Here is a 13541-nt window from a genome sequence, read left to right on the forward strand (position 1 = left end):
CAACCGTTCGATGCCCTTCTGCGTTGCAAAACCTTTCTGTGTTGCGCCCTTCCGCGTTGCGATCCCCTTCCGCGTTGCCATGCCCGTCCGCGTCGCATGCCTTGCGACACCGCTTCGAGCCAGGGTCGCGGGCACCGCATACCCTCACAGGTATGACATCCCGCGCCCCCAACCGCCCCGTGGGCACGGTCACGCGCGGGACGACGAACCCCAACCGGCTGCGCCGCATGGACCGCTGGATCGCCGCAGTCCACGGCGGCGAGCTGCGCCGCGCCGCCGAGCCCGTCGCCGTCGACCTCGGATACGGGGCCGCGCCCTGGACGGCCGTCGAACTGCTGGAGCGGCTGCGGTCCGTCGCGCCACGCGCGTGTGTCGTGGGCGTGGAGATCGAACCGGCCAGGGTCGCGGCCGCCGGGCCGTACGAGCGCGAGGGGCTGGTCTTCCGGCACGGCGGGTTCGAGATCCCGCTGCCCGGCCCGCTCCCCCAGCGACCGCACCTCGTCCGCGCCGCCAACGTGCTGCGGCAGTACGACGAGGACGAGGTCGCCGCGGTCTGGGAGCGGCTGTGCGCGCGGCTCGCGCCGGCGGATCCGGCGACCGGGTCGCGCGGCGGACTGCTCGTCGAGGGGACCTGCGACGAGATCGGGCGCCGGCACGTATGGGTCGCGCTCGGGCCGGAGGGCCCGCGCACGGTCACCTTCGCGACCCGGCTGGGATCCCTGGACCGCCCCTCGGACCTGGCGGAGCGGCTGCCCAAGGCGCTGATCCACCGCAATGTCCCGGGCGAGCCGGTGCACGCCTTCCTGCGCGACTTCGACCGCGCCTGGGCGGCGGCCGCGCCCTACGCGTCGTACGGCGCCCGCCAGCGGTGGATCCGCACGGTACGGGACCTGACGGCCGACTGGCCGGTGACGGACGGCCCGAGGCGGTGGCGGCAGGGCGAAGTGACGGTGCGGTGGGGGGCGTTGGCGCCCAGGAGCTGAGTCACGGTTTCTCCGCGGCCGCCGGGAACGATCCCCATGAGTCGTTCGTCACAATGACGGGGAGATCGTCATGCCGGGGCGGGGGAGAGGGAAGAGCAGAACTGTTCCTGTCGTTCTGTTGTCACCTCTATCGGCACCTCTGTCGTTTTCGGCCGTGACATGACACGATCCCCCGTGCACCGTAAGTTACTGACGGTAAATCAGGGTTGGGGGACGGGGTATGGGAACGGGCAAGCGCGGCCTGCTCGTGGTGGCTGTGACCGTGGTCTGCGCGGTCACCGTATTGGGGGCGCCGGGCACGGCGTTCGCCAGCCCGAGCCCCAGCCCCACACCGTCGTCGACGGCGGGGTCCACTGCACCGGCACTCCCCTCGACCGCGTCCAACAAGGACCTCGAGGCCGTGCGCACCCAGCTCGAAGCGCTCTACCACGACGCCGCGGTCGCCACCGACGCCTACAACGCGGCCGAGGAAGCGGCGAAGAGGCAGTCCGCGGAGATCGTCGCGCTGGCCACGAAGATCGTCGAGGGCCGGGAGAAGCTGGACGACCTCAAGGACCGCGCGGGCGCCGCCGCCCGCTCCCAGTACCGCACCGGGGGCCTGCCGGACGAAGCGCAGCTGATGCTGAGCGACGACCCGACCGAGTTCCTGAACGGCGCCGGCCGGGTGCTCCAGGGCGAGCGCGCGACCAAGGGCCTGCTCAGCGAACTGACCCGCACCCAGGAGGACTTGGAGCAGTACTCCACGGACGCCTCCGCGCAGTGGCAGAAGCTGGAGGCGGGCCGCAAGACGAAGGCGGCGGCCCAGAAGAAGATCGAGACGCAGATCGCGGCGGCCGAGAAGCTCGAGTCCCAGCTGGAGAAGGAGGACAAGAAGCGCCTCGAACAACTGGAGGCGCAGGCCGCGCAGCAGGCGCAGACCGCCTGGCTGAGCACCGGCGTCCTGGCCGAGATCAACAGCTCGGCGACCGCGCAGGGCACGAAGGCCGTGCAGTACGCCACCGCACAGATAGGCAAGCCGTACGTATGGGGCGCCGAGGGCCCGGACTCCTTCGACTGCTCCGGGCTCACCTCCGAGGCCTGGAAGAGCGCCGGCCGAGCGATACCGCGCACCTCGCAGGAACAGTGGAATCAGTTGCCGCACATCGCCGTCGCGGACATGCGCCCCGGCGACCTGATCATCTACTTCGACGACGCCAGCCACGTCGCGATGTACGTGGGCGACGGCTTGATCGTCCACGCCCCGCGCCCGGGCCGGACGGTCACGCTCGCCGGGGCGGGCTCGATGCCGATACTCGGGGTGGTACGACCGGACGCGTGACCTCGCCCACGTGACCCAAGGCACCCCGCCCGGCCTCCCAAACCCCGGGCGGACGTGACGTTCGTCATCCTCGCTCCGCTCCCGCCCTGCCCAACTGCGGTACGGAACGCGGCATATGACACTGGCGAGAGATCAAGCCGCGTGCTTCACGCCATTCCGTTGCGACGCCTTCTGCCGCTATGGTCCCGGTCGGTGGGTCGAGGTCCCTCGTCCCCGCCATGCCCTCGGGGGGAGGGAAGGAACCCAAGACGATGCCCGTACCCGTGCCGCGGCAGAGAGCGATCCCGGCCGTGGAGTGTGGTCAGGCGCAGGCCTCGCCCGCAGTCGACGGCCCCTCCAAGGACGAGACCGCTCGCAAGCAAGAAGCCAGTCGCAAGGAAGAAGCCGGTCGCAACGAGGCGACGACGGCCGAGAACGACGCCACGCTCAACGCCACGCCCGCCGACGGCGTCCACCATGGCGTGAGCAGCACAGGCATGAGCGCCACCGGCACCGTCGCCGTGGGCGGTGTGAGCGCCAACGGTGTGGGCAATGCGCACATCACCCTCACCCTGCTGCTGATCGAGGACGACCCCACGGCCGCGCCGATCGTGCGTGACCTGCTCGACGCGGACGGCAAGCCGATCCGGGTGCGCACCGCGCGCAACCTCACCGAGGCCGAGCGGCTGCTCACCGACGACGTCCACTGCATCCTGCTGGATCTCGCGCTGCCCGCCCCGGGCCGGTCCTCGGCCGCCGCCACCTCCGGTGACGAGCTCGCCGTCCTGCGGCACGTGCTCCGCCTCGCGCCCCGGCACGCCGTGCTCGCGCTCACCGCGTCCGGCGACGCCGAGCGCGGCGCCGAAGCGGTGCGCGTCGGCGCCCAGGACTACCTCTACAAGGACGAGCTGGACAGCCGGCTGCTGAGCCGCGCGATCCGTTACGCGGTGGAGCGGAAACGTTCCGACACCGCCGAACGGCGGCTCGCCGAGGGCAAGCTGCGCGCGCAGGAGAACGCCCGCCTGGAGCGCGGTCTGCTGCCCACCCCCCTCCTGGAGGGCTCCCCGCTGCGCTTCGCCGCCCGCTATCGCCCGGGCCGCTCGCGCGCGCTGCTCGGCGGCGACTTCTACGACACCGTCCGCACGCCGGACGGCACCGTGCACGCCATGATCGGCGACGTCTGCGGGCACGGCCCGGACGAGGCGGCGCTCGGCGTGGAGCTGCGCATCGCCTGGCGGGCGCTGACCCTGGCGGGGCTGTGCGGGGACGAGCTGCTGAACACGCTCCAGCAGGTGCTGGAGCATGAGCGCGACGACGACGAGATCTTCGCGACGCTGTGCACGGTGGACATCGCGCCCGACGGCCGCCGGGCCGGCCTGTGCCTGGCCGGCCACCCGGCGCCGCTGATCGCCCGCCCGGACCGGCCCGCGAGGCTGCTGCCGTACGACAACAACGGCCCCGCCCTCGGCCTGCTGCCGGGCGCCCGCTGGCCGCGGATGCAGGTCGAGCTGGGCGCGGAGTGGAGCCTGATGCTGTACACCGACGGCCTGATCGAGGGGCGGATCGGCGAGGGCCGGGAGCGGCTGGGTCAGGACGGCATGCTGGAGATGATCCGTCGCCAGCTCTCCGAGGGGCTGGGCGGAGAGGCGTTGCTACGGGCCGCGGTGAACGAGGTGCGGCAGCTGAACGGGGGCGAGCTGACGGACGACGTGGCGGTGGTGTTGCTGGACCGGGTTCCGTAGCGAGAGGCGTCTCTCGGCATCGGGAGGCGTCTCTCGGCGCGCCCCATCGGCCACCCGCCGTGGGACACGCGTGGTCGGCCGACTGCGGGACCGCTGTCGCCGGTCGCGCAGTTCCCCGTGCCCCCACAACACGGAGACCCGCCGGGCGGCCATCCGTCGTCGGCCGACTGCCGCGCCGCTGTGGCCGGTCGCGCAGTTCCCCGCGCCCCTGGAGGGCTGCGCCCCCAGGGGAAGTCGCTTTCCTGGCTCTGGTGGGGGGCTAGCGGCCGCCGTTGTACGGGCCGTAGGGGCCGTCGCTGCTGCTGCCGCCTCGGCGGCCGGGCCAGCCTCCGCCGCCGCCCGAGACCTGCCTGAGGGCGGGGCGTACGTCCACGAAGAAGACGATCGTGGCGACGAGGCCCGCGAGCTGCAGGAAGAGCATCGGCACCAGCAGGTTCACCGCGACCGTGATGCCGAGGATGATCAGCCAGAAGCCCTTGTTCTTCTTGTCGGCGGCCCGGTACGCGTCGTCACGGAACAGAGCGGCCATCACCAGCGCCGCCACGGCAAGGACCAGCATGGCTAGGTAGAGCAGCCACACCAGGCCCGCGAAGCCTTCCATCAGCACAACGTCCACCACCCGACTCGACGTGTCTCGACTCGCTCTTGCTTACGCGGTCACCGTACCCGCAACCGCGCTCCCCCTACCCGAACAACGGGCCGGGCACCCGATCAGTGCCCGGCCCGTGGCCTTGTGTCGCTGTCTGCCGTGTCCGTCCCGGCGGTGGGTATCACTTGGCGGGCGGCGTCGGCTTCTTCGCGGTCGCGGTGCCGGTGCTGGTACCGGTACCGGTGCTGGTGCTCTTGCGGGCGGCCGGCGCCTTCTTCGCGACGGGCTTCTTCGCCGGGGCGGGCTCGGACTTGGCCTCGGCCGCGGCGGGCTTCGGCGCCTCGGTCTCCTTGACCTCGACCGGCTCGGCCTTCGGCTCGACCGCGACGGCCAGCTCCTCGATCTCCTCGGCGGCCTCGCCGCGCCAGGTCTTCACGGCCTGCTCGCCGTGCTCGGCGACCTTCTCGTAGGTCTCACGGGCCTTGACGGCGTACTCGGCGGCGACGCCGACACCGCGCAGCGCGAGGTCCTGGGCGGACTCACCGAGCTTCTTCAGGTCGGCGTCGAGGGTGCTGCCGAGCTTCTTGATGTCCCCGTCGAGGGTGCCGATGAAGTCGGTGACCTTGGCCTGGAGGGCTTCCTGCGCCTCCTTGGCCTTGGCGCTCGCCTCCTTGGCACGGGCGCCGGCCTTCTCCTGCACGGCCTTGGGGTCGGTGTTGCGGACGGCCTCGAAGCGGGCCGGGGCCTCGGTGCGCAGCTGCTCCACCAGACCCGGCACCTTCTTCGCCTGCTGGAGGGCCAGATCGGCGGTGCCTGCGGCGAAGTAGAAAGGAGTCGGGTCGCTGAAGGTCTTGCGCAGGTCGTCGGTGATGGCCATGGTGAAGGTCCTCCCGGATTCACGTTCGTCGTATGGGTTCGTATGGGTCGTACAGGTCGTGCGGTTCCTGTGCGCCGAGTACGTCGTCTTCGGCTGAGGGTCCTGCAGGTCCGCAGCGGGGCGGTCGGTCCCCTGGTCCGGTCAACCGGCCGTCTGCTGCGGATCGGCGTCGCCGTCCTGAGCCGTCTGCCGCGGAGCGGCGTCGCCCGCGATCTCGATTCCGTTCTCCTTGCGGAAGGACTCGTAGATCTGGAGCAGCGCCGTCTTCTGCGCCTCGGTCAGCGTGGGATCGGCGAGGATGACCGCTCGGGTCTCGACCTCGTCCCGGTCCCGTTCCGCGTCGAGGATGCCGGCCCGCACGTACAGCGTCTCGGCGGAGATCCGCAGCGCCTTGGCGACCTGCTGCAGCACCTCCGCGCTCGGCTTGCGCAGCCCGCGCTCGATCTGACTGAGATACGGATTGGACACGCCGGCGGCGTCGGCGAGCTGCCGGAGCGACAGCTGCGCGTTGCGCCGCTGCTCTCGCAGATACTCACCGAGGTTGCCGACGTTGAGCGATGCCATGCCTTCACCATGCACCACCGCCGCTAACTATTGCAAGCACCTGCTTGCAAAAGTGTGTCGCGCCACTTGCTACCGGCAGTGTGAAGTGAGCGGGTCGATCGTGACCATCGCGGAGACCTGGCCCCGTAGCTCGGCCAGGTGCCGCTCGACGGGGCGCACCACGATCAACCGGCCGGTCGGACGGAGCACTCGGTGGAACTCGGCCGGGTTGCGCGGGGCGAACACGTCCAGCATCACGTCGACCGCCTGGTCGACCAAGGGGAAGGGGCGGGATGACCAGGCCCTCTCCGCGCATCGCTCCAGAGTGCCGATCAGCGCCGGCTGATGCAGAAGGGATGCCCCGCCGGATCGGTGAGAACCGTCGCCTTGTCCCCATGCGGCTGGTGATCCGGCTTGCCCGCACCCAGTTCCAGCAGCCGGGCCTCGGCCACATCCAAGTCCTCATCGACCTTGAAACAGATATGAAGCTGCTGGGGAACGATCTGGCCGGGCCAGCTCGGAGCCCGGTAGTCGTCGACCCGCTGAAAACCGATCAAGAGGCCGTGTTCACCGTTGAGACCCGCGAAGTCGGCGTCCGACTTCGGGTGCGGTTCAAGGCCGGTGGCCTGGTGATAGAACGCTGCCAGAGCCAATGGATCACGGCAGTCGAGGGTTATCGCAACCAGCTTCATCTGCAGGGACATGGCACCTCCGGGCCGACCAGTGGACTTCCGCGAGGAACACCTTAGAGACAACTGCAGGTCAGAACCTCTCCCATGGCGCTAGCGTTGGGGCGCATGATCGTATGGCTCAACGGTACCCACGGTGCCGGCAAGACGACGACCAGTGCGCTCGTGCAGCAGCTGATCCCGGATTCACGGGTGTTCGACGCCGAGAAGGTCGGCGAGACGCTCATGGACATCACGCCGGGGCTGCCCGCGACGGACAACTTCCAGCACTGGCCGCCGTGGCGACCGCTCGTCGTCGAGACCGCCCGCCGCGTGCTCGACTACACCGGCGGCACTCTGGTGATCCCCATGACCGTCCTGGTCGAGCAGTACTGGCGCGAGATCAGCGCGGGCCTCGCCGAACATGCCGTCCCGGTACGGCACTTCGTCCTCCACGCCGACCAGGACACCCTCCGCGGGCGCATCGCGGGCGACACTGTCCTCGGCCCCAACTCCCCGTTCCGGCTCAGATACCTCGAGCCCTACGCCGAGGCGGCCCGCACCTGGCTGCACGACGAGGCCGAGGTCGTCGACACCACGCACCTCACGCCCGCCGAGGCCGCCCGGCAGATCGCGGAGACCGTCAGGAGCGGGCCAGCGCGCCGCGGAGTTTGTTCCGGGAGTTGACGTCGAGCTTGGTGAACACCTTGTGCAGGTGCCATTCGACCGTGCGAGGGCTGATGAACAGTTCGGCGCCGATCTCGGAGTTCGTCTTTCCGTCGGCGGCCAGCCGTGCGATCTGCGCCTCCTGCGCGGTGAGGACCTCCCGTACGTCGATCGCGCGTTGCCGTACCGACTCGCCGGTGGCCAGGAGCTCGCGACGGGCGCGCTCGGCGAAGGCGCTCGCTCCGAAACCCCGCAGCCGCTCGTAGGCGGTGCGCAGGTGCTCGCGCGCCTCGACGCGCCGGTTCTCGCGGCGGAGCCATTCGCCGTACACCAGGTGGGTGCGCGCCAGGTAGACGGCGACCCGGCTGTGCTCGAGGCGTTCGATGGCCTCGCGGTACAGCAGGTCGGCGGCCGGACCGTCGCTGAGCAGCGCTCTCGACCGGGCCACGACGCCCAGGCTCCAGTCGGTGCCGCTGGCCTCGGCCTGTTCCTCGAGCCGGCGCAGGGCCGCCGCGGCCGCCTCGGGGGCATCACTGCGGGCACCCGCCTCGACCAGCTCGAAGAGGGTGAACCCGAAACCCGCCAGTTCCTCGTGCTCCCATGCCCGTTCGGCCCTGGCCAGGGCGTCCTGGTAGCGGCCCAGGCCGTTGTACAGCACCGCGATCAGGTAGTTGCCCGTCCCGATCGCCCGCCCCTCGCCCCAGGAGGTCGCGTCCCGGACCCGGCCGTCGATCCACTCCGCCACCCGGACGTCGTCGCCGCGCCAGACCAGGAGGAACGCCGTGGCGTACCCGAGGGGCGAGTTGCCGGTCACCTCCGTCATGGTGTCGGACTCGTCGATCAACCCCGAGGCGAGGTCGAACTCCCCGGCATGCACATGCTGGATGGCGCGGTAGCAGAGGGCCAGGGGGAGGAAATTGAGCGCGCCGGTCTCGCGAGCCGCCCGGACCGCGCCCGTGGTCAGTTCCTGACATGCCTCGTCGTCCCACATGTCACTGGCGACCAGCCAGGTCAGCCAGAGCCAGCGCATGACGTCGTCCTCGCCCCGTTCGGCGGCCTGCCGGAACGCCCGCAGCGCGCGCTTCAGCGGCGGCGCACCCGCGACATAGCCTTCGGTGTACCGCGTCGCCAGGCCGTCGAGAAGGAGGTCGGTCAGCCGCGGAGGCTGCGGTGCGCGCGGTGCGGCGCGGGCGGCCTCGGCCACCTTCCGCAATCCGTCACGGCCGCTGAGCCGACCGGCGACGACCGCTGCTCCGATCGCTTCGAGATACGCCTCGCGCGCCTGCCCGTCGTCGACGCGTTCCAGTCGGCCGGCCGCGTCGAGCAGCACCGGCAGGGCCTGACCGCCGCGTCTGCGCGCGAAGACGATCTGGCCGCGGAGCCGGATCAGCCGGGCCTGCTGGACCTCGTTCAGCGGGCCCATCTCCGCGGCGGCGAGGAGTTCGAGCGCCGTGTCGGGGGCCCCTGCCTCGAAGGACGCCTGCGCCGCGGCCGCCGCCCGGGTTCCGCGTCTGACCGGATCGGGCGTCAGCTCGGTCGCCCGTCTCAGGAACGCGGCCGCCGCCGCGAGACCGCCGCGCGCCTGGGCCCGGCCGGCCGAGCGCTCCAGTTCGCCCGCCACGGCCTCGTCGGGCTCGACCGCCGCGTGGGCCCGATGCCAGGCCCGGCGGTCCGAGTCGGAGCCGGGGTCCGTCGCTTCGGCCAGCGCACGGTGCACGTCCCGGCGGTCTCCGGGGTCGGCCGCGCGATAGGCCGCCGAGCGCACCAGCGGATGGCGGAACCGCACCTGCGCGCCGAACTCGATCAGCCCCGCCGCCTCGGCCTCCCCCGCGGCGTCCGGCGCGATGTCGAGCCGCTCGGCCACCCGCCGCAGCAACGGTACGTCCCCCACCGGCTCGGCGGCCGCCGCGAGCAGCAGCCGTTGGGCCGCATCCGGCAGCGAAACGATTCGCCGCAGGAAGCTCTGCTCGATCTGACTCGCCAGCGGCCGCGCGTCCGGACGCCCGAACCCGCCGGCCAGCTCCGCCGCGGTCGACCCGCGCGTCAGTTCCAGCAGGGCCAGCGGGTTGCCGCGGGTCTCGGCGACGATCCGGTCCCGGACCCGCTCGTCCAGCCGCCCGGGGACCACCGAGTCCAGCAGCTCACGCGCGTCGTCTTCGCGCAGTCCCCGGATCACGAGCTGCCGCAGCGCCACCCAGGGGTCGTCGACCGGAGCAGGCGTCGACGTACGCACCGCGAACAGCAGCACCACCCGCTCCGCGAGCAGCCGGCGCGCGACGAAGGCCAGCGTCTGCGCGGAGACCCGGTCGAGCCACTGGGCGTCGTCCACCACACAGACGAGGGGCTGCCCCTCCGCCGCCTCGGCCAGCAGGCTGAGCACCGCCAGCCCGACCATGAAACGGTCCGGGGCGCTGCCCGCACTCAGCCCGAACGCGATGGCGAGGGCATCACGCTGGGGGCCGGGAAGGCGCTCGAGCCGGCCCATCATCGGCATGCACAGCTGGTGCAGCCCGGCGAACGGCAGCTCCATCTCGGACTCGACACCGGCGACCCGCAGGATCTGACAGCCCGCCGCGCTCTCCACCAGGTACTCGACCAGCGCGGACTTGCCGACCCCGGGCTCGCCGCGCAGCAACAGCACCTGGCTCCGACCGGCTCTGGCACCGGCCAGCATCTGATCGAGCGCCCCGCACTCGTCGATTCGGCCACGCAGCCCGCGGCGAGGAGCGCTGCTCGACATCCACCACCACCGCGCAGGTCAACGGGCAGAACCAGACCCTGATCAACTCGGGTCGTCCCCATCATGCCCCGCGCGTGCGGCCCGGACAATCACCGGCCATCAGCCGGACAGTCGAGACCATCAGGTCTGCGGCAGGGCGCGAAGCCCCTGCAGCCGATCGATGAGGTGCGGCATGTCGCCGGCCCGCGCCGCGTCGAGAAAGGCTTCCAGCAGACCGTCCCGCTCCGTCGGGTCGACCGGGCTGCGCCGCTGTCCGACGAGATGCCGGCGCGCCCGGAACGCCAGTTGCCGCGCGTTGACCTCGCTGAGCTCGAGCAGTTCGGCGATCTCGCGGAACGGGTACTCGAACGCCTCGCGAAGTACGTAGACGGCGCGTTCGACGGGCGTCAGCCGCTCCATCAGCAGCCCGACCGCGAACTCGAGCGCCTCCCCGCGTTCGGCCTCCCCCTCCGGATCGACGGACGCGAGATCGTGTTCGCGGCTCCATCCGCCGGCGCAGACCTCGCGCCGGGCATGGGCCGAGGTCGCCGCGTTGAGCGCGACCCGGGTGGTGACGGTCACGAGGAACGCGACCCGATTGCGCACCTGTGCGCGGTCCGCGCCCTGCCAGCGCAGCCACACGTCCTGGACGACGTCCTCGGCGTCCACGGCACGACCCAGCGTCTGGTAGGCGATCCTGAACAGCAGACAACGGAGGCTCTCGAACTCCGCCGCCGTCTCGGGCCCGGAGCGAACGGCGCTCGCCGTCGCGCTCCCGGTCGTACCCACTCTCGACGAGCCTCGCTCCGACCCGACGTCGATGCTGGACAAACGCATGACGATCTTCCCCGATCCCGGTGGTCCGGATCGCCGGGACCGGCTCATCGTGCGCCAGGACCCGGCTCAGTGACCTAGCCACCGTCGTCCGACCCGGGCCCCGGGCGCACCCGTGGAAACCCGGGTGTACCCCCGGGGTCGAGCGTGGCCCCACCGTGGCCCCACCGTGGCTCCGGGGCTTTCCACGGGGCGACCGACGCCTCAAGATCGTCTGCTGGGCGGGCGTGGGACCATACCCGCCCAGCCGGTACGTCGAGGGAGCCCATCAGTGTCGTCGCCGCAGTCGCCTGCCGTGGGCCTGGTCCTGTCCAGCGGGGCGGCTCTCGGCGCCGCGCACGCCGGTGTGCTGCGGGCCGTCGAGGAGGCCGGGATCGAGATCTCCGTGGTGACCGGGGCCAGTGCGGGGGCGCTGATCGGCGGGGCCTGGGCGGCCGGGGCCGGCAGCGAGCGGATCACCGCGCGACTGCTGCGGGCGCAGTGGGCGGACTTCGGGTCCGCCGCGATCACCCCGCGCCTCGGGCTGCTGGACACCACGCCCATGGTCCGCGGCATCGAACAGATGCTCGGCGACCTGCTGATAGAGGAGCTGCCGACCCGGTTCGGAGCGGTGGTCACGGAGTTGCGGTCCACGACGCCCCGGCTGGTCTCCTCCGGCTCGCTGACCGCTGCCGTGCGGGCCAGCACCGCCGTGCCCGGCCTGTTCCCGCCGGTCCGGCTGGAGGCGGGCGGCGCGCTGTGCGTGGACGGCGCCGTGCTGTCGCCGTCTCCGGTCTGGGCCGCGCACCGGCTCGGCGCCGAACGGGTCATCGCCGTCGGTTTCGGACGCGGCAACACCCGCTGGCGCCGCTGGTTGGAGTCCCGTCCCGATCACCCGGGCCACGGCCGACACGCCGACCTGGTGGTCACCATCGACACCGCCGGACACTCCTCCTGGTCGGCCGCCGGCGTCCCGGACCTGATCGACCGGGGGTACCTGGCGACCCGGGAGGCGCTGGAGAGCTGGACCTGACCGACCCCGAGACGCCTTCTAACCCCGCCCGATCCAGTCCGCCACCACCGCGAAGTCCTCGTCCGTCAGCCCGCGCCGCTGGTCGACGCGGTGCAGAAGAGCGCGGCCGAGGTGATGGGCGGTGACCCAGTCGCGGTCGGCGCGGGTGATCTCGTCGTCGAGCCAGACGAACGGGCGGCCCGCGGCCCAGGCGACCAGTGGCCGCGTCTTCCAGTGCACGCCACGGCCCGTCGGATCCCCCTCAGCCCCCTCCGTCCCCTCAGCCTCCTCCGTCTCCTCCGTCTCCTCCGTCTCCTCCGTCTCCTCCGGCCACTCCACCACCGGCAGCGCGGGCAGGCCGAGCCATGGCGCGAGGACGGTGTTCGCGTCGTCCAGCCAGGTCGTCGCCCACACCAGCTCGCAGCCCAGGGCGAGCAGCCGGGGGCCGAACGCCGGGTCGAGGCGGGGCAGCAGGGGGTGGGGGAGCGAGTGCGGGGGCGACGGTGGTCCGTACCGCGGGTAGGGGTCCGTGGCTCCGAACGGGATCAGCGTCCCGTCGACGTCGAGGAAGAGCAGCATCGCCGTACAGGATCACTCACGTTCGTGTTCCGGGCCGCCGAAATCGGGGCTGGTGAAGTCCGGGCTGGCGTACCTGGGGCGGCTTGGTTCGCCGGGCGCGTTCTCGGCGTCCGGGAAGGTACGGACGACGTGTTGCAGATGGCCCAGGCCGGGGGACTGCGGGAGCAGGGACGCCGACATCCCGGGAGCCGCGAGGGCCTCGCGCAGGAACGGAAGGATGCCGCGCTCCAGCAATGCCTCGTGCCAGGCTTCCCGTGCCCGGGTGACCTCGTCGTCCGCCGGGTCGTGCTCCGTGGTCGGTGCGCGGGCCTCGCGCAGCGCGGTGAGCACCAGGGCCGTCCCGCCGACGAGGATCGAGGCGACCGTGATCGCGGCGAAGACCCACCCCGTGGTCAACAGGGGCACGGCGATGGAGGGAGCGGACACCAGCACGTTCAGCAGGTAGCCCACGAGCAGGAAGATCACTGAGGCGCTCCCCGCGAGCACGGGCGTGAGCACCGCAGCCACCGCGAGGGCGCCGGCTCCGTCCGACTCGTCCCGCGCCCCGAGCCGCGCGTGCACCTGCTGCGAACGGGACGGCACCCGTGCGGTCGGCGCCGCCGGGCGCCCGCGGACGCCCAACAGCGCGGCCAGCAGCCGTCGTCCCAGGGGCAGGCCCGCCCACCGCTGCCGGTCGACCGGGCCCGTGCGCACGCCTCCCGCCCGTCCGGCGCCCAGGACGGCCGCGACCGTCCGCCGGCCGAGTCCCGGATCCGTCTCGGGCGCTTCCTCGCCCACCCACCACACCTCGTCGGCCGAGGACGGCTGCGCGGAACGCCGTTCCTCGCGGACCCTCACGTAGTGCTCGTACTCGCTCGCCGCGGCAACCGTGACGAGAGCGGTGGCGTTGAGCGCCAAGGTGCGCAGTTGTGCGGGGTTGAGGCGCTGTCCGATGGCGGCCAGTTCGGGGCGGTGCGGCGCTGAGCGCAGGGCCTCGTCGACGAGGCGCTCGTAGTCCGCGCGGTCCTCGGTGAGCAGGTGCTGCGGGACTCTGTTCACGGCCCTGCCCCCCTG

Annotated in this window: 13 protein-coding genes and 1 pseudogene; 5 read left to right on the forward strand and 9 right to left on the reverse strand. The window is 72.0% G+C overall.

The window, feature by feature from the left end; translation table 11 throughout:
- The first annotated feature begins 152 nt into the window (after positions 1–152).
- The 3 genes from ABZ725_RS18430 to ABZ725_RS18440 all read left to right on the forward strand — a co-directional run bounded on the left by ABZ725_RS18430 (position 153) and on the right by ABZ725_RS18440 (position 4022).
- Positions 153–983, forward strand: a complete 831-nt coding sequence (locus ABZ725_RS18430) for a class I SAM-dependent methyltransferase (RefSeq protein ID WP_358803669.1) — start codon at positions 153–155, stop codon at positions 981–983.
- Positions 984–1203: 220 nt separating this feature from the next.
- Positions 1204–2301, forward strand: a complete 1098-nt coding sequence (locus ABZ725_RS18435; protein WP_358803670.1) for an NlpC/P60 family protein — start codon at positions 1204–1206, stop codon at positions 2299–2301.
- Positions 2302–2552: 251 nt separating this feature from the next.
- Positions 2553–4022: a fused response regulator/phosphatase gene (locus ABZ725_RS18440; protein ID WP_358803671.1), complete on the forward strand. Its 1470-nt coding sequence runs from the start codon at positions 2553–2555 to the stop codon at positions 4020–4022.
- A 259-nt stretch (positions 4023–4281) separates the two neighbouring features.
- Here ABZ725_RS18440 and ABZ725_RS18445 read toward each other — a convergent pair whose 3' ends face one another.
- The 5 genes and pseudogenes from ABZ725_RS18445 to ABZ725_RS18465 all read right to left on the reverse strand — a co-directional run bounded on the left by ABZ725_RS18445 (position 4282) and on the right by ABZ725_RS18465 (position 6735).
- Positions 4282–4629: a DUF2516 family protein gene (locus ABZ725_RS18445; protein WP_358803763.1), complete on the reverse strand. Its 348-nt coding sequence runs from the start codon at positions 4627–4629 to the stop codon at positions 4282–4284.
- A gap of 163 nt (positions 4630–4792) precedes the next feature.
- Positions 4793–5488 carry a hypothetical protein gene (locus ABZ725_RS18450; RefSeq protein WP_358803672.1) on the reverse strand — a complete coding sequence of 232 codons (696 nt, stop codon included), beginning with the start codon at positions 5486–5488 and terminating at the stop codon, positions 4793–4795.
- A 141-nt stretch (positions 5489–5629) separates the two neighbouring features.
- Positions 5630–6052 (reverse strand): helix-turn-helix transcriptional regulator, encoded by a 423-nt coding sequence (locus ABZ725_RS18455; RefSeq protein ID WP_358803673.1) that lies wholly within the window; start codon positions 6050–6052, stop codon positions 5630–5632.
- A 90-nt stretch (positions 6053–6142) separates the two neighbouring features.
- Positions 6143–6436 (reverse strand): annotated as a pseudogene (locus tag ABZ725_RS18460) (hypothetical protein); the annotation flags it as partial.
- Positions 6364–6735, reverse strand: coding sequence for a VOC family protein (locus ABZ725_RS18465; protein ID WP_351911394.1), 372 nt, complete (start codon positions 6733–6735; stop codon positions 6364–6366). The gene ABZ725_RS18465 and the pseudogene ABZ725_RS18460, both read right to left, overlap by 73 nt.
- Before the next feature lie 93 nt (positions 6736–6828).
- Between ABZ725_RS18465 and ABZ725_RS18470 the strand changes: the two genes are divergently transcribed.
- Positions 6829–7386 (forward strand): AAA family ATPase, encoded by a 558-nt coding sequence (locus ABZ725_RS18470; protein ID WP_358803674.1) that lies wholly within the window; start codon positions 6829–6831, stop codon positions 7384–7386.
- Here ABZ725_RS18470 and ABZ725_RS18475 read toward each other — a convergent pair.
- Together ABZ725_RS18475 and ABZ725_RS18480 are read right to left on the reverse strand one after the other, a co-directional pair.
- Positions 7343–10105 carry an AAA family ATPase gene (locus ABZ725_RS18475; protein WP_358803675.1) on the reverse strand — a complete coding sequence of 921 codons (2763 nt, stop codon included), beginning with the start codon at positions 10103–10105 and terminating at the stop codon, positions 7343–7345. The genes ABZ725_RS18470 and ABZ725_RS18475 overlap by 44 nt on opposite strands.
- Positions 10106–10225: 120 nt before the next feature.
- Positions 10226–10921 (reverse strand): sigma-70 family RNA polymerase sigma factor, encoded by a 696-nt coding sequence (locus tag ABZ725_RS18480; RefSeq protein WP_358803676.1) that lies wholly within the window; start codon positions 10919–10921, stop codon positions 10226–10228.
- Positions 10922–11189: 268 nt separating this feature from the next.
- On the opposite strand from ABZ725_RS18480, the gene ABZ725_RS18485 reads away from it, so the two are divergent.
- Complete coding sequence (locus ABZ725_RS18485) at positions 11190–11930, forward strand: patatin-like phospholipase family protein (protein WP_358803677.1); 741 nt, start codon at positions 11190–11192, stop codon at positions 11928–11930.
- An 18-nt stretch (positions 11931–11948) separates the two neighbouring features.
- Here ABZ725_RS18485 and ABZ725_RS18490 read toward each other — a convergent pair whose 3' ends face one another.
- Complete coding sequence (locus ABZ725_RS18490) at positions 11949–12488, reverse strand: HAD domain-containing protein (protein WP_358803678.1); 540 nt, start codon at positions 12486–12488, stop codon at positions 11949–11951.
- A 12-nt stretch (positions 12489–12500) separates the two neighbouring features.
- A complete protein-coding gene (locus ABZ725_RS18495; RefSeq protein ID WP_358803679.1) occupies positions 12501–13526 on the reverse strand; it encodes a hypothetical protein in 1026 nt (341 codons plus the stop codon).
- Positions 13527–13541 lie beyond the last annotated feature (15 nt).

It is taken from the genome of Streptomyces sp. NPDC006872 (genome assembly GCF_040635845.1).
In the GTDB taxonomy this organism is placed as follows: domain Bacteria; phylum Actinomycetota; class Actinomycetes; order Streptomycetales; family Streptomycetaceae; genus Streptomyces.